The 20,073-nt window shown below is 73.6% G+C and carries 16 protein-coding genes; 13 read left to right on the top strand and 3 right to left on the bottom strand.

Annotated elements, in window-relative coordinates:
• From DT057_RS27545 to lpxB, 9 genes are all read left to right on the top strand, one after another.
• The coding region (locus DT057_RS27545; RefSeq protein WP_162501525.1) for a phosphatidate cytidylyltransferase at positions 1-563 on the top strand (563 nt) is incomplete at its 5' end.
• A gap of 37 nt (positions 564-600) precedes the next feature.
• Positions 601-1,773, top strand: a complete 1,173-nt coding sequence (dxr, locus tag DT057_RS27540; RefSeq protein ID WP_128565287.1) for a 1-deoxy-D-xylulose-5-phosphate reductoisomerase — start codon at positions 601-603, stop codon at positions 1,771-1,773.
• A gap of 157 nt (positions 1,774-1,930) precedes the next feature.
• Positions 1,931-3,091, top strand: coding sequence for an RIP metalloprotease RseP (gene rseP / locus DT057_RS27535; RefSeq protein ID WP_128565286.1), 1,161 nt, complete (start codon positions 1,931-1,933; stop codon positions 3,089-3,091).
• Between the two features lie 321 nt (positions 3,092-3,412).
• Positions 3,413-5,902, top strand: a complete 2,490-nt coding sequence (gene bamA, locus DT057_RS27530; protein ID WP_128565285.1) for an outer membrane protein assembly factor BamA — start codon at positions 3,413-3,415, stop codon at positions 5,900-5,902.
• Between the two features lie 199 nt (positions 5,903-6,101).
• On the top strand, positions 6,102-7,154 hold the full coding sequence (lpxD, locus tag DT057_RS27525) for a UDP-3-O-(3-hydroxymyristoyl)glucosamine N-acyltransferase (RefSeq protein ID WP_128565284.1): 1,053 nt from the start codon (positions 6,102-6,104) through the stop codon (positions 7,152-7,154).
• A gap of 187 nt (positions 7,155-7,341) precedes the next feature.
• Positions 7,342-7,797: a 3-hydroxyacyl-ACP dehydratase FabZ gene (gene fabZ, locus DT057_RS27520; RefSeq protein WP_407068121.1), complete on the top strand. Its 456-nt coding sequence runs from the start codon at positions 7,342-7,344 to the stop codon at positions 7,795-7,797.
• A 23-nt stretch (positions 7,798-7,820) separates the two neighbouring features.
• Entirely contained in the window at positions 7,821-8,630 is an 810-nt protein-coding gene (gene lpxA / locus DT057_RS27515; RefSeq protein WP_203236391.1) for an acyl-ACP--UDP-N-acetylglucosamine O-acyltransferase, read from the top strand.
• Positions 8,630-9,496: an LpxI family protein gene (locus DT057_RS27510; RefSeq protein WP_128565281.1), complete on the top strand. Its 867-nt coding sequence runs from the start codon at positions 8,630-8,632 to the stop codon at positions 9,494-9,496. The genes lpxA and DT057_RS27510 overlap by 1 nt, the downstream gene beginning before the upstream one ends.
• Positions 9,493-10,677 (top strand): lipid-A-disaccharide synthase, encoded by a 1,185-nt coding sequence (gene lpxB / locus DT057_RS27505; RefSeq protein WP_128565280.1) that lies wholly within the window; start codon positions 9,493-9,495, stop codon positions 10,675-10,677. Before DT057_RS27510 ends, lpxB begins: the two co-directional genes overlap by 4 nt.
• 50 nt (positions 10,678-10,727) lie before the next feature.
• Here the strand turns inward: lpxB and gltA are convergent, their stop codons facing one another.
• A complete protein-coding gene (gltA, locus tag DT057_RS27500) occupies positions 10,728-12,020 on the bottom strand; it encodes a citrate synthase (protein WP_128565279.1) in 1,293 nt (430 codons plus the stop codon).
• 335 nt (positions 12,021-12,355) lie between these two features.
• The gene (gene gltX, locus DT057_RS27495; RefSeq protein ID WP_128565278.1) at positions 12,356-13,780 is read right to left on the bottom strand and encodes a glutamate--tRNA ligase; all 1,425 of its coding nucleotides are present in this window, start codon (positions 13,778-13,780) and stop codon (positions 12,356-12,358) included.
• Between the two features lie 205 nt (positions 13,781-13,985).
• Here gltX and DT057_RS27490 point away from each other — a divergent pair, with 205 nt between their 5' ends.
• On the top strand, positions 13,986-16,226 hold the full coding sequence (locus tag DT057_RS27490) for a ComEC/Rec2 family competence protein (RefSeq protein WP_128565277.1): 2,241 nt from the start codon (positions 13,986-13,988) through the stop codon (positions 16,224-16,226).
• Between the two features lie 28 nt (positions 16,227-16,254).
• Here the strand turns inward: DT057_RS27490 and lexA are convergent, their stop codons facing one another.
• Entirely contained in the window at positions 16,255-16,974 is a 720-nt protein-coding gene (lexA, locus tag DT057_RS27485) for a transcriptional repressor LexA (protein WP_128565276.1), read from the bottom strand.
• A 253-nt stretch (positions 16,975-17,227) separates the two neighbouring features.
• Here lexA and DT057_RS27480 point away from each other — a divergent pair, with 253 nt between their 5' ends.
• From DT057_RS27480 to DT057_RS27470, 3 genes are all read left to right on the top strand, one after another.
• A complete protein-coding gene (locus tag DT057_RS27480; protein WP_128565275.1) occupies positions 17,228-17,623 on the top strand; it encodes a VOC family protein in 396 nt (131 codons plus the stop codon).
• Between the two features lie 44 nt (positions 17,624-17,667).
• The gene (locus DT057_RS27475; RefSeq protein WP_128565274.1) at positions 17,668-18,216 is read left to right on the top strand and encodes a gluconate 2-dehydrogenase subunit 3 family protein; all 549 of its coding nucleotides are present in this window, start codon (positions 17,668-17,670) and stop codon (positions 18,214-18,216) included.
• A gap of 119 nt (positions 18,217-18,335) precedes the next feature.
• Positions 18,336-19,904: a GMC family oxidoreductase gene (locus DT057_RS27470; RefSeq protein ID WP_128565273.1), complete on the top strand. Its 1,569-nt coding sequence runs from the start codon at positions 18,336-18,338 to the stop codon at positions 19,902-19,904.
• Positions 19,905-20,073 lie beyond the last annotated feature (169 nt).

The raw sequence follows: 20,073 nt of genomic DNA, 5'->3' as shown, positions 1-20,073 counted from the left end.
TGGGGCTCGCGGCCGCCGGGCTCGCGGTGCTGGCGCTCCTCGCCCGGCCGGCCGCCGGCCGGATCTGGGCGCCCGCGAGCCTCGCCTGCGGCGCCGTCGTGGCGCTGGTGCCGGTGCTGCTGCGCGACGACCCCCGCATCGGCATCGCCGGGCCCCTGTGGCTGTTCGGGGTGGTCTGGACCACCGACGTCGCGGCCTACTTCACGGGCCGGGCCCTCGGCGGCCCCAAGCTGTGGCCCGCGGTGAGCCCGAAGAAGACCTGGTCGGGCTTCTGCGGCGGGCTCGCCGCCGCGACGCTCCTCGGCGGGGCCGTCGCGGCCGGGGCCCGGCACCTCGGCGCCACCGAGGCGCTCCCCCTCGCCCCCGCGCTCGCCCTCTCGGCCCTCGGCTCGGTGCTGAGCCAGGGCGGCGACCTCGCCGAGTCGGCGCTCAAGCGCGCCTACGGGGCCAAGGATTCGGGGCGCCTGATCCCGGGCCACGGCGGCGTGATGGACCGCCTCGACGGCTTCCTCGCCGTCGCGGCCCTGGCCGGCGCCCTCCTGATCGGACGCTCCCTGACCTGACGGGCGCGGCGCGCCCCCACCCGCGAGGACACCTCCCTTGACCCTCACCGTCTCCGTCCTGGGGGCGACCGGCTCGATCGGGCGCTCCACCGCCGACCTGCTCGACCAGCACCGGGACCGCTTCCGGGTCGGCGCCGTCGCGGGGGGGCGCGACGCCGCGGCCCTCGCCCGCGTGGCGCGCGAGCTCGGCGCCGGGTTCGCGGCGCTCGCCGACCCGGAGGGCGGGCCGGCCCTGCGGGACGCCCTCGCCGGCTCCGGCATCCCCTGCGGCGCCGGTCCCTCGGCGGTGATCGAGGCCGCGACCCGGGACGCCGACCTCGTGGTGGCGGCGGTGAGCGGGGCGGCCGGGCTCGCGCCGACGAGCGCGGCGATCCGCCTGGGGCGGACCGTGGCGCTCGCCAACAAGGAGAGCCTCGTCTGCGCCGGCGACGCCTTCATGCGCGACGCGCGGAGGTTCGGCGCCCGGATCCTGCCGATGGATTCCGAGCACAACGCGCTCGCCCAGGCGATCGGCGAGGGCCGGATCGACGACGTCACCCGGATGACCATCACGGCCTCGGGCGGTCCCTTCCGGACCGCGACCCGCGAGGCGATCGCGGCGGCGAGCGCCCGGGAGGCCGCCGCCCACCCGACCTGGTCGATGGGGATGAAGATCAACATCGACTCGGCCACCCTGATGAACAAGGGCCTGGAGCTGATCGAGGCGCACCACCTCTTCGCCGTCGAGGCCGGGCGCCTCGACTGCGTGGTGCACCCGCAGTCCATCGTCCACGCACTCGTCACCTGGCGGGACGGGGCGGTGACGGCCGGCCTCTACCTGCCGGACATGCGGGTGCCGATCGCCCACTGCCTCGGCCTCGGCGCGCGGCTCGGCATCGCCCGCGGCCGCCCCCTCGACCTCGCCGCCACCGGCAGCCTCACCTTCGAGCGCCCGGACGAGGCGCGCTTCCCCTGCCTGCGCATCGCCCGGGCGGCCCTCGCCGCCGGCGGGGCGCAGCCGACGGTGATGAACGCCGCCAACGAGATCGCGGTCGCGGCCTACATCGCCGGGCGGATCGGCTTCTACGACATCGCCGCCCTGGTCGAGGACGCCTGCGAGGCCTTCGCGGCGCGCTGTCCCGCCGCGCCCGCCGACGTCGAGGAGGCCCTGGCGATCGACGCGCAGGTGCGCCGCTGGAGCACCGACGGGCTCGCGGCCCGGGCCGGGTGAGCGCGCCGGGGGCGGGCCGGTCCGGCCGCGGGCGCGGCCCCCGGACGCCCCGGGCCGCTGCGGCCTGTTCGAGCGCGGTCCGACGCTGTATGACGGGCGCCCGGACAGGGACCGGACCGGGCGAGAGGAGCCGGCGCGCTGCGCCGGAGGACTGACGATGGACATCCTCAACGCCGTGGGCGGGGCGACGACGGGCTTCCTCACCTCGGCCGTCGCCTTCCTGTTCGTGCTGACCGTCGTGGTGTTCATCCACGAGCTCGGCCACTTCCTGGTCGGGCGCTGGTGCGGCGTCGGGGTGACGAGCTTCTCGATCGGCTTCGGCCCCGAGCTCGTCGGCTTCAACGACCGCCACGGCACGCGCTGGAAGCTCTCGGCGATCCCGCTCGGCGGCTACGTCAAGTTCGTGGGCGACGTGAACGGCGCCAGCGTGCCCGACCCCGACGCCATCGCCCGGATGGACCCGGCCGAGCGCGCGGTGAGCTTCCACGGCAAGAGCGTCTGGAAGCGCATCGCCATCGTGGCGGCCGGCCCGGTCGCGAACTTCCTGCTCGCCATCGTGGTGTTCGCGGGCGTGATCTACGTGGCGGGCCGCTACGAGGTGGCGCCGCGGGTCTCCTCGGTGCAGGCCGGCAGCGCGGCCGAGCGCGCCGGCTTCCAGGCCGGCGACGTGGTGCTGTCGATCAACGGCGCGCCGGTGCGGAACTTCGCCGAGATGCAGCGCGCCGTGTCGGGCAGCGCCGGCGACCACCTCGCCTTCATGGTCGACCGCGGCGGCGTGCCGACCGCCCTCGACGCGGTGCCCGACCGCATCGAGGAGAAGACGCCGTTCGGCGTGCAGCGCATGGGCCGGCTCGGCATCCAGGGCCCGCGCGACGCCGCCGACGCGAAGCTCGTGCGCTACGGGCTCGGCGACTCCCTGAAGATCGGCGTCTCGGAGACCTACTACGTCGTCGAGCGCACCTTCGACTACGTCGGCAAGCTCGTGACCGGGCGGGAATCGCCCGACCAGCTCTCGGGGCCGATGGGCATCGCCCGGGTGTCGGGCCAGGCTGCCAAGGTCGGCGGCCTCGGCGCCCTGGTCGGGCTGATCGCCGTGCTGTCGGTCTCGATCGGCCTCATCAACCTCTTCCCGGTGCCGCTCCTCGATGGCGGCCACCTCCTGTTCTACGCCGTCGAGGTGGTGCGCGGCCGGCCCCTGAGCGAGCGGGCCCAGGAGATCGGCTTCCGCATCGGCCTCGCGCTGGTGCTGATGCTGATGCTGTTCGCGACCTGGAACGACATCCTCCACCTCGGCGCCTCGTTCGCCCGCGGCACCTGAGGCCCGGGCCCGGCGGCGCCGGGCGCCCGGGCGCCCGGGCCCGCGAAGTCCGGGCAATTTTCGTAAAATTCGTCCCATTCCGGGCCTGTCGCCGACGGGGGCGCTTCAGCGCCCGCTCACCACGCGGCGCGAAAGCTCGGCCGCAGCCCGTGACAGGAAGGCCACGTCTGGGCAAAATCCCGATCCGCTGGGGCCCTGGCGTTTGCTTCGCCAGGGAATCCCGATAGAAGCGGGGCTGGGACCAGGGGATCGTCGCACCTCGAACGAGGGCGATGACCTACGGGTGCGAACCCGTACCGATAAAAAGAGACGGGCCATTTGATGATGTCGATGACGGGAAAGCGCCGACTTGCGTTGGCGAAAGGCGCCATTGTCATGGCCGCCATGGCGATCGCGAGCGGCGCTGCCCAGGCGCAGCAGGTGGTCGTCCAGGGTAACAGCCGCGTCGACGCCGATATGGTGCGGTCCTACGTGACCGGCGTGTCGCCCGAGGAGGGCCGGCGCAACCTGATCGCCAGCGGCATGTTCACCGACGTGCGCGTGTCGCACAGCGGCGGCCGCATCATCGTCTCGGTGCGCGAGAACAGCACGATCAACCGCGTCGTCTTCGAGGGCAACAAGAAGGTCGAGAAGGGCACGCTCGAGGGCATCGTCGAGGCGAAGTCCCGCGGCCCCTTCAGCCAGGCCCTCATCAACGCCGACCTCGAGCGCATCCGCGAGGTCTACCGCCGCGCCGGCCGCGGCCTGGCCAAGGTCACGGTCCGGACCGTCGACCTGCCGAACGGCCGCGTCGACGTGGTCTACACCGTCGACGAGGGCGACAAGACCGGCGTCAAGGAGATCCGCTTCGTCGGCAACCAGGTCTACTCGGAGGGCCGGCTCAAGGACCTCATGACGCTGTCGGAGATGAACCTCCTCAGCTTCATCAAGACCTCCGACGTCTACGATCCCGACCGGCTCGCCAACGACCTCGACCTGATCCGCCGCTACTACCTGAAGAACGGCTACGCCGATTTCCGGGTCGCCTCGGCCGACGCGCGCTTCGACGAGGCCGCGGGCGGCTGGGTCATCACCATCACGGTCGAGGAGGGCCAGCAGTACCGGGTCGGCGCCGTGGCGGTGGATTCCCGCCTCGGCGGCGTCGACGGCACCACGCTGCGGGGCGAGCTGCGCACCGGGGTCGGCGACGTCTACAACGCCGAGGACGTCGAGAAGACCCTGACGGGCGTGACCACCGAGGTGGCGCGCCGCGGCTACCCCTTCGCGCAGGTCCGCCCCACCGGCGAGCGCGACCGCGCCACCGGCACCGTGGCCCTCGGCTACATCGTCGAGGACGGCCCGAAGGTCTACATCGAGCGCATCAACGTGCGGGGCAACACCCGCACCCGCGACTACGTCGTGCGGCGCGAGCTCGACATCACCGAGGGCGATGCCTACAACCGCGTGCTCATCGACCGTGCCGAGCGGCGCCTCAACGGCCTCGGCTTCTTCAAGAAGGTGCGGTTCTCCAACGAGCCCGGCTCCTCCCCCGACCGGGTGGTCGTGAACATCGACGTCGAGGATCAGCCCACGGGCTCGTTCTCGGTCGCCGGCGGCTACTCGACGGCGGACGGGATCATCGGCGAGGTCTCGGTCTCCGAGTCGAACTTCCTCGGCCGCGGCCAGTACGTCCGCGTCGCCGGCACCGCCGGCCAGTACACCCGCGGCATCGACTTCTCGTTCACCGAGCCGTACTTCCTGGGCTACCGCCTGGCCGCCGGCTTCGACGTCTTCAACAAGTACAGCGACCAGACCCGCTACTCGCGCTACGTGACCGACGTGGTCGGCGGCCAGCTCCGCCTCGGCCTGCCGATCACCGAGGAGTTCGGCGTCACCCTGCGCTACTCGATCTACAACACCGACCTGAAGGTCCCGAACACCCTCAAGCGGCCCTACAACGACTGCTCGATCCCGCTGCCGGGCTACACGGCCACGAACGCGGCCGGGCTCCCGATCTACCCGAACTGCGCCCTCGACGGCGAGGCCTCGATCGCCCTCAAGGAGGCGGTCGGCTCGACCCTGACGTCGCTCGCCGGCGTCACCCTCGCGTACTCGACCCTCGACAACCTGCAATTGCCGCGCAACGGCTTCTACGGCGAGCTCAAGCCGGAATTCGCCGGCATCGGCGGCGACTCGAAGTTCTTCCGGGTCACCGGCGAGGCGCGCTACTACAAGGAGCTCTGGGAGGACGTCGTCGGGTTCGTGAAGCTCCAGGGCGGCCACGTCCTGCCGACCGACAGCAGCACGCTCCGGGTCACCGACCAGTTCTTCCTCGGCCCGTCGCTCGTCCGCGGCTTCGCGCCGAACGGCATCGGCCCGCGCGACGTCGGCTCGGGCGACGCCCGCTCGAACGCCCTCGGCGGCACCACCTACGTGGGCGCCTCGGTCGAGGTGCAGTTCCCGATCTGGGGCCTGCCCCGCGACCTCGGCCTCAAGGGCGCCGTCTTCGCCGACGCCGGCACGCTGTTCGGCTACAAGGGCAAGCGCGCCTTCGACGTGAACGGCGACGGCTTCATCAACGGCTTCAGCGCCACGGGCTGCAACTTCAACGCCTACACGATCGGCGTCGAGCCCGAGTGCGTGAACGTCCGCGACAAGGCCACCCTGCGCTCGTCCGTCGGCGCCTCGATCCTGTGGAACTCGCCGCTCGGCCCGATCCGCTTCGACTACGCCTACGCGCTGAGCAAGGACGAGGGCATCAACACCGGCTTCGGCCGGGTCGGCAAGGACCAGACGCAGGCGTTCCGCTTCTCGGGCGGGTCGCGCTTCTGACGGGATCCGGCGGGCGCCCCGCGGCGCCCGGCCCCCGGCCCCGGAGCCGGCTGCACCCCGGTGCGGCCGGCTCTTTTCGTTCCGGCCGGGTGTTTTCGTTTGTCCCCCGCCCGGCGGTCGGCTAGTCCGGGCGCCCGTCCGCTGCCGGATGGGGCGGGCCGAGCCAACGGCCCGCCGGGGCCCCCGCGGGTTGTGAGGCATGTCCGAACCGGTCTTCTTTCCCCTCGCGGGCGCCGTCCGCCTGAGCGAGATCGCGCGCCTCGCCGGCGCGGCGCTGGCGCCGGACGTCGACGGCGAGGCCGCCATCGACGGCGCCGCCCCGCTGGAGAGCGCCGGGCCCGGCGACCTCGCCTACATGGACAACGCCCGCTACGCCGAGTCCCTGACCCGGACCCGCGCCCGCGCCTGCCTGGTGTCGTCCCGCTTCGCCCCGCGGGTGCCGCCCGGGACCGTGGCGCTGGTGACGCCCCAGCCCTACCGGGCCTTCGCGCAGGTCCTGGCCCGGCTCTTCCCGAGCGCGGCGCGGCCGGCCTCGCTGTTCGGCGCCACCGGCGTCTCCCCGGGCTCCTTCGTGCACCCGTCCGCCCGCCTCGAGCCCGGCGTCGTGGTCGATCCCGGCGTCGTCGTCGGCCCGGGCGCGGAGGTCGGCGCCGACACCGTGCTGGCGGCGGGCTGCGTGATCGGGCCCGGCGTGCGGATCGGGCGGAGCTGCGCCATCGGGCCCGGGGCCTCGCTGCTCCACGCCCTCGTCGGCAACCGGGTCATCGTCCACGGCGGCGCCCGCATCGGCCAGGACGGCTTCGGCTTCGCCATGGGCCCGGGCGGCCACCTCAAGGTGCCGCAGGTCGGCCGGGTCATCATCCAGGACGACGTCGAGGTCGGCGCCAACACCACGATCGACCGCGGCGCCAGCCGCGACACGGTGGTGGGCGAGGGCACCAAGATCGACAACCAGGTGCAGATCGCCCACAACGTCGTCATCGGGCGCCACTGCGTGATCGTGGCCCAGGTCGGCATCTCGGGCTCGACCACGCTCGAGGATTACGTGGTCCTGGGCGGCCAGGTCGGCGTCGTCGGTCACCTGCGCATCGGCGCGGGCGCCCAGGTCGCGGGATCGAGCAACATCAACAAGGACGTGCCGCCCGGGGCGCGCTGGGGCGGGACGCCGGCCAAGCCCGTGCGCGAGTGGTTCCGGGAGATGACGACGCTGAAGAACCTGGCGGCGCGCGGGCGCGACGCGGACGAGGCCTGACGGGGGCCCGCGCCCCGGCCGGCGGTTGTCGAGGGCGGGGCCGCGGCCGCCGGGCCGGCAACCGCCGTTCTGCCGCCTCAAAGTCGTTGCATCGCCCCACCTCTCGCCGAAGATGGCGCACCCTTGCACGATGACCGACTGGCCGTGTCCCGCGCGGCCGCCAACGGAGCCTGACGCGATGACCGAGATGCCTGCCGAGTTGGGCGCGGCCGACATCATGCGGGTGATGGAGCTCCTGCCCCATCGCTACCCGTTCCTGATGGTGGACAGAATCATCGCCATCGACCGCGACGAGAGTTGCATCGGCATCAAGAACGTCACGATCAACGAGCCGCACTTCTCCGGGCACTTCCCGAGCGCACCGGTGTTCCCGGGCGTGCTCTTGATCGAGGGCATGGCCCAGACCGCCGGCGCGATCTGCTGCGCCCACAAGCTTCAGGGCGACGCCAAGCCCAGCAAGGTCTTCTTCATGACCATCGACAAGGCGAAGTTCCGCAAGCCCGTGCTGCCGGGCGACGTCGTCGAGTACCACATGCGCAAGATCAGCAACCGGCGCTTCATGTGGTGGTTCCGCGGCGAGGCCAAGGTGAACGGCACCCTGGTGGCCGAGGCGGAGATCGGCGCGATGCTGGTGACCGAATGAGCGGGGAGCCGACGCAGCGGGACCTGCCCGCGCCCCGCATCCATCCGAGCGCCGTGGTCGAGGACGGCGCGGTGCTGGGCGCCGGCGTCGCGGTCGGGCCGTTCTGCCACGTCGGTCCCGAGGTCACCCTCGGGGAGGGCGTGCACCTCCTCGGCCAGGTCGCGGTGGCGGGCCGCACCACCATCGGGGCCCGCACGCGCATCTACCCGTTCGCGTCGATCGGCCACCCGCCGCAGGACCTGAAGTACCGCGGCGAGCCCTCGACCCTGACGGTCGGCGCCGATTGCCAGATCCGCGAGGGCGTGACCATGAACCCGGGCACCGCCGGCGGCGGCCTGGAGACGGTCGTGGGCGACGGCTGCGCGTTCCTGGCCAACAGCCATGTCGGCCACGATTGCCGCGTCGGCGACCACGTCGTGTTCTCGAACAACGTCATGCTGGCGGGCCACTGCACCGTCGGCGACTACGCCATCCTGGGCGGGGGCGCCGCGGTGATCCAGTTCGCCCGCATCGGCGCGCACGCCTTCGTGGGCGGGCTCTCGGGGCTCGAGAACGACCTCATCCCGTACGGCATGGCGCTCGGCAACCGCGCCTACCTGTCGGGGCTCAACATCATCGGGCTGCAGCGGCGCGCCTTCTCGCGCGAGGACATCCACGCCCTGCGCCGGGCCTACCGCCTGCTCTTCGCGCAGGAGGGCACGCTGATGGAGCGCGTCGAGGACGTGGCGGAGGAGTTCGACCGGCACGCGATCGTGCAGGAGATCCTCGCCTTCATCCGCGAGGGCGGCAAGCGCTCCGTCTGCACCCCCCGCGAGGCGCCGGGCCCCGCCTGATGGCGGCCGCCCCGGTCCCCGCGCCCGCGGGCGCGGTGGCGATCGTGGCCGGCGCCGGGCGCCTGCCGCTCCTCGTCGCGGCCGCCCTCGAGCGGGCGGGCCGGCCCTGCCGCATCCTGGCCCTGCGCGGCTTCGCCGACCCGGCCACCCGGCGCCGGGCCGACGCCACCGTCGACCTCCTCGACGTGCAGGGCGCGCTCGCGCGGCTCGAGGGCTGGGCGCCGGCCGGCGTGACCCTGGCGGGCGCGGTGGCGCGGCCGAGCCCGGCGGCGCTCCTCAACACGCTGGCGGCCTTCCGCAACCGCGAGGCCCTGCGGGCCCTCGCCTCCGGCGGCGACGACCGCCTGCTGCGCGGCGTCCTCGCCCTGCTCGAGGAGCACGGCCTCACGGTGCTCGGCGTGCACGACCTCGCGCCGGGCCTGATGGCCCCGCCGGGCCTCTTCGGCCGCCACGCGCCGGACGAGGCGGCGCGGGTCTCGGTCGCGACCGGCCGGGCGCTCCTCGCCAGCCTCTCGCCCCACGACGTCGGCCAGGCCGCCGTGGTCGGGAGCCGGCGCGTCCTGGCGGTCGAGGGCCCGGAGGGCACCGACCGCATGCTCGCCCGGGCCCGCGCGATCGCGCGCCGCCCCCTCGGCCTCGGCCGCCCGCCCGCCGGCCTCGTCCTCGTCAAGCTCGCGAAGGCGGGGCAGGACCTCAGGGTCGACCTCCCGGCCATCGGCCCGCGCACCGTGCGGCGCGCCGCCGCCGCGGGCTGCGCCGGCCTCGCGGTCGAGGCCGGCGCGACCCTAGTGCTCGACCGGCCCGAGACGGCGGCGCTCGCCGACCGCCTCGGCCTCTTCCTGCTCGGCCTGGAGATCCCCCGATGAGCGCCGCCCCCACTGCGCCGACGAAGATCTGGCTCGTGGCCGGGGAAGAATCGGGCGACCAGCTCGGCGCGAAGCTGATCCGCGCCCTGCGCAGCCTCGCCCCCGGCCCCCTGGCGCTCGAGGGCGTCGGCGGCGACGCGATGGCGGCGGAGGGCGTGCCCTCGCTGTTCCCCCTCGAGGACGTGGCGGTGATCGGCTACCTCGCGGTGGCGGCGCGCCTGCCGCTGCTGATGCGCCGCATCCGCCAGACCGTGCGGGCCTGCGTGGCGGCGCGGCCCGACATCCTGGTGATCATCGACAGCCCGGGCTTCACCCACGCGGTGGCGAGCCGGGTGCGCAAGCGCCTGCCCGGCCTCGCGGTGATCGACTACGTCAGCCCGAGCGTCTGGGCCTGGAGGCCGTGGCGGGCCCGGACCATGCGCTCCTACATCGACCACGTCCTGGCGCTGCTGCCCTTCGAGCCCGACGCCCACCGGCGCCTTGGCGGGCCCGCCTGCACCTATGTCGGCCACCCGCTGATCGAGCGGCTGGCCGAGCTGCGGCCGGACCCGGCGGACGCGGCCCGGCGGGCGGCGTCCCTGCCCGTGCTGGCGGTGCTGCCGGGCTCGCGCCGCACCGAGATCGAGCGCCTGATGCCGGTCTTCGGGGCGGCCCTCGGGCTGCTGCGGGCCCAGGGCGCGGCCTTCACGGCGGAGGTTCCGGCGGTGGCCCGGCACCGCGCCCTCGTCGCCGACCTGGCCTCGGCCTGGGCGGTGCGCCCGCGCCTCGTCGAGGGCGAGGCGGAGAAGCACGCGACCTTCCGTCGGGCCCGGGCCGCCCTCGCGGCCTCCGGCACCGTCACGCTGGAGCTCGCCCTCGCGGGCGTGCCGATGGTGGTGGCCTACCGGGTGCCGAAGATCGAGGAGCTGATCGTGCGCCGCCTGATCCAGGTGCCGACGATCGTCCTGCCGAACCTGATCCTGGGCGAGAACGCCATCCCGGAGCTGATCCAGGCGGAGTGCACGCCCGAGCGCTTGGCGCGGGCCCTCGGCCCGCTCCTGGCGGACGGCCCGGCCCGGACGGCCCAGGACCAGGCGCTCACCCGCCTCGACACCGCGATGCGCCTGCCCGACGGCGACGACCCGAGCCGCAGCGCCGCCCGGATCGTGCTGGCGGCGGCAAGCCGCCCCGCGGCCGCCTGAGACGACCCTCCCGGGCGGCGCGCGCCCCGGGCCGCCCGGGGCCCCGTCCCTCACCCGCGCTGGGCGATCGAGACGTACTCGCGCTTCGAGGGCCCGACGTAGAGCTGGCGCGGCCGGCCGATCTTCTGCGAGGGGTCCTCGATCATCTCGGCCCACTGGCCGATCCAGCCCACCGTGCGGGCGAGCGCGAACAGCACCGTGAACATCGAGGTCGGGAAGCCCATCGCCTTCAGGGTGATGCCCGAGTAGAAGTCGATGTTCGGGTAGAGCTTCTTCTCGATGAAGTACTCGTCCTTGAGGGCGATCTGCTCCAGCTCCATGGCGACGTCGAGGAGCGGGTCGTCCTTGATGCCGAGCTCGTTCAGGACTTCGTGGGTGGTCTTGGCCATGATGCGGGCGCGCGGGTCGTAGTTCTTGTAGACCCGGTGGCCGAAGCCCATCAGCCGGAACGGATCGTTCTTGTCCTTGGCCTTGGCGACGTACTCGCCGACGCGCTCGGGCTTGCCGATCTCCTCCAGCATCTTCAGGGCCGCCTCGTTGGCGCCGCCGTGGGCGGGCCCCCACAGGCAGGCGATGCCGGCGGCGATGCAGGCGAACGGGTTCGCGCCCGAGGAGCCGGCCAGGCGCACCGTCGAGGTCGAGGCGTTCTGCTCGTGGTCGGCGTGCAGGATGAAGATCCGGTCGAGCGCCCGCGACAGCACCGGGTTGGCCTGGTACTCCTCGCACGGCACCGCGAAGCACATCCGCAGGAAGTTCGAGGTGTAGTCGAGGTCGTTCTTCGGGTAGATGAACGGCTGGCCGATCGTGTACTTGTAGGCCATGGCGGCCAGCGTCGGCATCTTGGCGATCATGCGCATGGAGGCGATCATGCGCTGCTTCTCGTCCGTGATGTCGGTCGAGTCGTGGTAGAAGGCCGAGAGGGCGCCGACGGAGGCCACCATGACGGCCATCGGGTGGGCGTCGCGGCGGAAGCCCTGGAAGAAGCGCTGCATCTGGTCATGCACCATGGTGTGGCGCGTGACGCGGTAGTCGAAGTCGGCCTTCTGGGCCGGGGTCGGCAGCTCGCCGTACAGCAGCAGGTAGCAGGTCTCCAGAAAGTCGCCGTGCTCGGCGAGCTGCTCGATCGGGTAGCCGCGGTAGAGCAGCACGCCCTCGTCACCGTCGATGTAGGTGATCTTGGATTCGCAGGCGGCCGTCGAGGTGAAGCCGGGATCGTAGGTGAACATCCCGGTCTGCGCGTAGAGCTTGCCGATGTCGACCACGCTCGGACCGATGGTGCCCTCCTTGATGGGCAGTTCGATCTGGCGGCCGTTCACCGTGAGGGTGCTGGTGGGAAAGCTCATGGGGTTTTGGACCCTTTCATCAACGGGAATGAGCGTCGAGGTGCCTTGAGCCGACCGGCCCGGGGCGCCGGCGGCGGCAATTTTGCTGCGGGTGCTCACTCGCCGACCGGGTTAGCGGATCGACGCACCCGCTTCAACTGGACCGCAGGGACCGGGTTACAAAATTCACGCTCTGTTCATACGTGCGCCGGCCGCCCCGACCCGGCCGGGGATTCGGGCGGCGCGCTCCCGGAGCGTGGCGCCGGGCCGCCGGACCGGGCCCGGCCGCCCCCCGAACAAGCCGCGCCCGCCCTCCGGGCCCGCCTGCCCTCCGGGCCCGCAGGGCGAAGCAGGAATCAGGCCGCGCTCGCCTGGTCGCGCAGGCGCCCGAGGCTCTCGTCGCGCCCCAGCACCGCCATCACGTCGAACAGGCCCGGCGAGGTGGAGCGCCCGGTGAGGGCCGCCCGGAGCGGCTGGGCTACCTGCCCGAGCTTGACGCTGGCGCCCTCGGCGAAGAGGCGCACCGCCCCCTCGGTGGTGGCCGCGCTCCAGTCGGGCAGGGCCTCGAGGTGCGGGATCACGCCGGCGAGCCGCTCGCGGCCGCCGTTGCCGAGGAGGCCGGCCGCGCGCTCGTCCAGGGCGAGGGGGCGCGGGGCGTAGAGATAGTAGGCGCTCTCGACGAGCTCGACCAGGGTCTTGGCGCGCTCCTTGAGCCCCGGCATCGCCGCCAGCAACTTCTGCCGCAGCGCGGGATCGAGCGGCGCGCTCAGGCCCCAGCGGGAGCCTTGCGCCGGCAGCATGGCCTCGATGGCGTCGACCAGCGCCGGGTCCGGCGTCGTGCGGATGTAGTGCCCGTTGAGGTTCTCGAGCTTGGCGAAGTCGAACCGGGCGGGCGAGCGGCCGACCTGGGCGAGGTCGAAGGACCGGATCATCTCCTCGGTGGAGAAGATCTCCTGGTCGCCGTGGCTCCAGCCGAGGCGCACAAGGTAGTTGCGCAGGGCGCTCGGCAGGTAGCCGAGGTCGCGGTAGGCGTCGACCCCGAGGGCGCCGTGGCGCTTCGAGAGCTTGGCCCCGTCGGGCCCGTGGATCAGCGGGATGTGGGACATGCTCGGCACCGCCCAGCCGAGCGCGCCGTAGATCTGGGTCTGCCGCGCCGCGTTGGTGAGGTGGTCGTCGCCCCGGATGACGTGCGTGACGCCCATGTCGTGGTCGTCCACCACCACGGCCAGCATGTAGGTCGGCGTGCCGTCCGAGCGCAGCAGCACGAGGTCGTCGAGGTCCTTGTTCTGCCACACGACCCGGCCCTGCACCGCGTCGTCGACCACGGTCTCGCCCGCGGTCGGCGCGCGCAGGCGGATCACCGGCCTGACGCCCGGGGGCGCCTGCGCGGCGTCGCGGTCGCGCCAGCGGCCGTCGTAGCGCACCGGCCGGCCCTCGCGGCGCGCGCTCTCGCGCATCTCGGCCAACTCCTCCGGGCTGGCGTAGCAGTGGTAGGCCCGGCCGGCGGCGAGCAGCCCCTCGGCCACCTCGCGGTGCCGCGCGGCGCGGGCGAACTGGTAGATCACGTCCCCGTCCCAATCGAGCCCGAGCCAGGCGAGGCCGTCCAGGATCGCGTCGATGGCTCCGCGCGTCGAGCGCTCGCGGTCGGTGTCCTCGATGCGCAGGAGCATCCGGCCGCCCGTCGTGCGGGCGTAGAGCCAGTTGAACAGCGCCGTGCGGCCACCGCCGATGTGGAGGAAGCCCGTGGGCGACGGGGCAAAGCGGGTGACGACGGAGGACATCGATGACACGGACCGGGTGAGAGCGAGGAATCGAGCGCGGCCGGGATCTCGACGCGGGGTCGGTCTTCGAGTCGACCCACCGGCGCGCCGTCCTGTACCATGCGGTGGACCAGCCGTTAAGAAACCGTGTCGGCGGGCCGGTGTTCACGGACACACGCGGGGAGCGGCGGTTTCGCGCAGGGCGGACGCGCCCGGATCGTGCAGCATGGCGGCGGAGCCTCGGGCGGGCAGGACGGTGGCGGGCGCCGGGGCGCATCCCGGCGGGCTGCGCCTCGCGCCCGGCGCGGTGCTGCCGTGGTCGGGCGCGACGCTGCCGCGGGCGGGGGCCTGGATCGCCGCCGGCCTGTCCGAGGAGGCGGCGCAGCGCCGGCTGTTCCCGTGGCTCGCCGTGGCCTTCGGGGCGGGCGTCCTCCTGTTCTTCACCCTCGCGGACGGGCCGCCCCTCCTCGCGGCGCCCTTCGGGGCGGGGGCGGCCTGCGCCGGCGCCGCCGTCGCCCTGAGGGCGCGGCCGGTCGGCCTGCCGGTCATGCTCGGGCTCGCGGCCCTGTTCCTGGGCTTCGGCGCGGCGGCCCTCCGGGTCGCGGGCGTCGCCGCCCCGGTGCTCGCCCGCACCACCATCGCGCCGCTCTCCGGCTTCGTGGAGGCGCTGGAGGAGCGCGAGGAGGGGGCGCGGCTCGTGGTGCGGGTCCGGCGCTTCGGCGACCTCGCCCCGGGAGAGCGCCCCGCGCGGGTGCGGGTCTCCTACCGGCGGGCGCAGGCCCTGCGCCCCGGGGACTACATCGAGGCCAAGGCGCGCCTGCTGCCGCCGCCGGAGCCGGCCCGGCCCGGCGGCTACGACTTCGCCCGCGACGCCTACTTCCGCGGCATCGGCGCCGTGGGCTCCCTCCTCGGCGCCGTCGCGGTCCTGCCCGCGCCCGAGCCGGCGCCCGCCGCCCTGCGCCTCGCCGCCGCCATCGACGACGCCCGCAACGCGCTCACCCGGCGCATCACCGACGCGAACGGCGGCCAGGCCGGCGCCGTCGCGGCGGCCCTGGTCACGGGCAAGCGCGGCCTGATCGATCCCGGCACCAGCGAGGTGCTGCGGGCCGCCGGCATCTACCACGTGGTCTCGATCTCGGGGCTCCACATGGTGCTGGCGGCCGGCGTGGTCTTCTGGCTCGCCCGCGCGCTCCTCGCCCTCGCGCCGGGCCCGGCCCTCGCCTGGCCGATCAAGAAGATCGCGGCCGGGCTCGCCATGGCGGGCGTCACCGCCTACTGCGTCTTCTCGGGCTGGGACCTCGCGGCCGAGCGCTCCCTCGTGATGACGCTGGTGATGCTCGGCGCCATCCTGGTCGACCGCCCGGCCCTGAGCCTGCGCAACCTCGCGCTCGCGGCCCTGCTGGCGCTCGCGCGCGAGCCGGAAGGCCTCCTCGGCCCGAGCTTCCAGATGTCGTTCGGGGCGGTGGCGGGCCTCGTCGCCTGCGCCCGCCTGGTCGACGGGCGGATCTGGCGGCCGGAGGATGCCGGCCCCCTCGCCCGGGCGCTGGCCTGGGGGCTCGCGACGGTCGCGGGCACGCTCGCCACCACGCTGGTGGCGCAGGTCGCGACGGCCCCGTTCGCGACCTACCACTTCCAGACCGTCCAGCCCTTCGGGCTCGTCGGCAACGCCCTCACCCTGCCCCTGGTCTCGGTCGTGGTGATGCCGGCGGCCGTGCTCGGCATCCTGGCCTACCCGTTCGCCCTCGACCGGCCGGTCTGGTGGGCGATGGGCCTCGCCGTGCGGGGCATGCTCGACATCGCGGGCTGGATCCAGGGCTTCGACCACGCCACCCTGGTGGTGCCGGCGTTCGGCCCGGGGGCGCTCGCCCTGATGGCGGCGGCGCTGCTCCTCCTGGCGCTGCCGGCCTCCGGCCTGCGCTGGCTCGGCCTCGCCCCGGCCGCCCTGGGCCTCGTCCTGGCGGCGAGCCCGCAGCGGCGCGACGTCTACGTCGACCGCGAGGGCGGGGGAGCGGCGGTGCGGGGCGCGGACGGGCGCCTGACAGTGCTGGGGCGCCCGCCGGCCTTCGTGCTGGAGCAATGGCTCAAGGCGGACGGGGACGGGCGCTCCCGCGACGACCCCTCCCTGAGCCGGGGCGCGGCCTGCGACCGCCTCGGCTGCGTGGCGGCCGGCCCCGGGGACCTGCGCGTCGCCCTCGTCAGGGACAAGCGGGCCTTTGCAGAAGACTGCGCCCGCGCCAGCGTGGTGATCGCCCGGACCCAGGCCCCGCCGGGCTGCGGCGCCGGGCTCGTCATCGACCGGGCCTTCCTGGCCGCCCACGGCGCCACGACCCTGCGCGTCACGCCGGCCGGGCTCGCCGTCGACACCGCACGGCGCCCCGGCGAGGGCCTGCCCTGGCGGCCGCGCGCCCCGACCCGGACGCCGCCGCCCCCCCAGCCGGAGCCGGACGAGACGGAGCTCGAGCCGTGACGATCCCGCGCCGGACCGGCCCGGCGCCTCAGTACTTCCGCACCAGGCTCACGAGGCGGCCCTGGATGCGCACCCGGTCGGGACCGAGCACGCGGGTCTCGTAGGCCGGGTTCGCGGCCTCGAGGGCGATGGAGGAGCCGCGGCGGCGCAGGCGCTTGAGCGTCGCCTCCTCGTCGTCGATGAGCGCCACCACGATGTCGCCGGTGTTGGCGGTCTCCTGGCGGCGGATCACCACGAGGTCGCCGTCGAGGATGCCGGCCTCGATCATCGAGTCGCCGCGCACCTCGAGGGCGTAGTGCTCGCCGCTGGCGAGGAAGTCCGGCGACATCGCCACCGAGCGGCTCTGGTTCTGGATCGCCGCGATGGGCGTGCCCGCGGCGATCCGTCCCATCACCGGGACGCTCACCGAGCGGCCGGACTCGTCGTGGGCCGCCATCACGGAGGGGATCGCGGCCGGCTTCGGCTCCCGCGACCGCCCGCCCTCGACGACGCTCGGGTTGAAGCGCACCACCTCGGCGGTGGGGCCGGCCACCGGGTCGGGCAGGCGGATCACCTCGATCGCCCGGGCCCGGTTCGGCAGGCGGCGCAGGAAGCCGCGCTCCTCCAGGGCCGTGATGAGGCGGTGGATGCCGGACTTCGACTTGAGGTCGAGGGCGTCCTTCATCTCGTCGAAGGATGGCGGGACGCCGGACTCGCGCATCCTCTGCTGAATGAAGCGGAGCAGGTCCAACTGCTTACGCGTGAGCATGTGCCACTCTCGTCAATCGCGCTGCCGCGCCTCGTGAAACAAATCGCGAACATGGTAAGCGTTCGACAAGTGTTCTGCAAGCGCCGCGTTCGAATCGCCGCCGGCGCCGCCGAATCGCCGGCGGCGTGGCGCCGGCGCCGCGAAGCCGCGCCGCCACAGCCCGCTACCACCTCGCCCCGCAAACTGGAGGTACTCTAAGTCGAACGTCCCGGCCGCACCCCGCCGGGCGCGACCGGAAAGGCTCACGCCGACGATGGCCAGACCCGTCCACTCGATGATCCGCGTCCTCGACGAGGAGCGCTCCCGGACCTACTACGCCCGCGCCTTCGGCCTGGAGCTCGCCGAGCGCGTCGGCTTCGACGACTTCGCGCTGATCTACCTGCGCCACCCGTCCTCGCCGTTCGAGCTCGAGCTGACGGTCAATGCCGGCCGCAGCCAGCCCTACGACCTCGGCGACGGCTACGGGCACCTCGCGGTGGTGGTCGACGACGTCGATGCCGAGCACGCGCGCTTCACCCGCGAGGGGCTGCCGGCGACGCCCCTCCGGGACTTCCAGCACCAGGGCCGGACGCTCGCCCGCTTCTTCTTCGCCACCGATCCGGACGGCTACCGGATCGAGGTGATCCAGAAGGGCGGCCGCTTCGGCTGACCCGACCGACGCCACGCCCGGACACACGCCAGAGGAGACGTCCCATGAGAGAAGTCGATCCGCGCCCGCGGGTGAGCCGCCGCGGCTTCCTGCGCAGCGCCGCCGTCGCGGCCCCGGCCGCCGCCCTCGCGAGCGGCGCCGGCCTCCCGGTCGGGGAGGCCTGGGCCGAGGGCGGCGCCGCCCTCGCGCCCGCCGAGCTGAAGACCCTGGTGAAGATGGCGCGGGACATCTACCCGCACGACTTCCTGGGCGACGTCTACTACATCACGGCGATCAGGCCGTGGGACGCCAAGGCCGCGGCCGACCCGGCCGTGCGGGCGCTGCTGACCCAGGGCGTGCGCCGCCTCGACGAGGACGCCCACGGCTGCCACGGGCTGCCCTACGTCCAGGTCGCCTGGGAGGCCGACCGCGTGGTCCTGCTCGAGGGCATCGCCCGCACCGACTTCTTCAAGAAGATCCGGTCGGACCTGGTGGTGTCGCTCTACAACCAGCCCGAGCTCTGGCCGAAGTTCGGCTACGAGGGCTCCTCGGCCGACAAGGGCGGCTACATCAACCGCGGCTTCAACGACATCGACTGGCTGCCGAAAGTCTGAGGGAGCGCCGCGCGGCCGGGGGCGCGGCGGAGGAGAGCGCGACGCAACGAACGACACCGCGCACGGCGAGGCCCGCCCGATCCCCGGGGCAGAGGCCGGCGGCGCGACCGGAGGAAACGATGGCCAAATTCGACCTGAACGACGACGGCCTCGTCGTCATCGTGGGCTCGGGCGCCGGCGGCGGCACCCTCGGCAGCGAGCTGGCGCAGAAGGGGATCAAGGTGGTGATCCTGGAGGCGGGCGCCCGCCACAACATGGAGGACTTCGTCAACGACGAGTGGGCGAGCTTCGCCCAGCTCGCCTGGACCGACATGCGCACCACCTCGGGCTCGTGGCGGGTGGCGCGGGACTTCCCCAACCTGCCGGCCTGGATCGTCAAGGCGGTGGGAGGCTCGACCGTGCACTGGGCCGGAGCCTCGCTGCGCTTCGAGGAGCACGAGTTCCGCATCCGCGACCATTACGGGGCGATGCCGGGCGCCAACCTCCTCGACTGGCCGATCACCCGGGCGGAGCTCGACCCGTGGTACGCCAAGGCCGAGGACCGGATGGGGGTGACCCGCACCAACGCCATTCCGGGCCTGCCGGGCAACAACAACTTCAAGGTGATGGAGGCGGGCGCCCGCCGGCTCGGCTACAAGGAGGTGCATACCGGCCGGATGGCGATCAACAGCGAGGAGCGCCACGACCGCGGCGCCTGCCAGCAGATCGGGTTCTGCTTCCAGGGCTGCAAGTCGGGGGCGAAGTGGTCGACGCTGATCAGCGAGATCCCCCGGGGCGAGGAGACCGGCAACCTCGAGGTGCGGCCCGACAGCATGGTGCTCAGGATCGAGCACGACGCCGCCGGCAAGGTCACGGGCGTGGTCTACGCCGACGCGAGCGGCACGCTCCAGCGCCAGAAGGCCCGCCTCGTCGCGGTGGCGGGGAACTCCCTCGAGAGCCCGCGGCTCCTGCTCAACAGCGCCTCGGCCAAGTTCCCCGACGGGCTCGCCAACTCGTCGGGCCAGGTCGGCCGCAACTACATGCGGCACATGACCGGGAGCGTCTACGGCGTGTTCGAGCGCTCGGTCCACATGTACCGCGGCACCACCATGGCGGGCATCATCCGGGACGAGGCGGCCCACGACCCGCGGCGCGGCTTCGCGGGCGGCTACGAGATGGAGACGGTCTCCCTCGGGGTCCCGTTCCTGGCGGCGTTCCTCAATCCGGGCGCCTGGGGCCGCTCCTTCACCAGCGCCATGGAGCAGTACCCGCGCATGGCCGGGATGTGGCTCGTCGGCGAGGACATGCCCCAGGAGACGAACCGCATCACCCTCGATCCCGTCGCCAAGGACAAGTTCGGGATGCCGGTGGCGAGCGTCCACTACGACGACCACCCCAACGACGTCGCCATGCGCAACCACGCCTACCGGCAGGGCGCGGCGATCTACGAGGCGGTCGGTGCCACCGTCACCTACCCGACCACGCCCTATCCCAGCACCCACAACATGGGCACGAACCGGATGAGCGCGAACCCGCGGGACGGGGTCGTGAACAAGTTCGGCCAGACCCACGACATCAGGAACCTGTTCGTGTCGGACGGCAGCCAGTTCACCAGCGGGGCGGCCTGCAACCCGACCCTGACCATCGTGTCGCTGGCGCTGCGGCAGGCCGACCACATCGCGGGCGCGATGCAGCGGCGGGAGATCTGATGACCCGCCCGACGCTTCGCGCGCTCCTCCTCCTCGCGGCGCTCGCCGCCCCGGCTCAGGCCGGCGCGGCGCGCCTGCACCTGGCGCAGGGCTCCGCCGCCCCGGCGGCCGCCCCGACGCAGCCCGGCGGGGCCGCCGCCTACCCGGGGAGCCCGGGCGACACGCCGGC

It is taken from the genome of Methylobacterium crusticola (genome assembly GCF_003574465.1).
Classification (GTDB): Bacteria; Pseudomonadota; Alphaproteobacteria; order Rhizobiales; family Beijerinckiaceae; genus Methylobacterium; species Methylobacterium crusticola.
The sequence above is the reverse complement of the archived record's forward strand: the minus strand, read 5'-3'. Positions and strand labels throughout refer to the sequence as shown.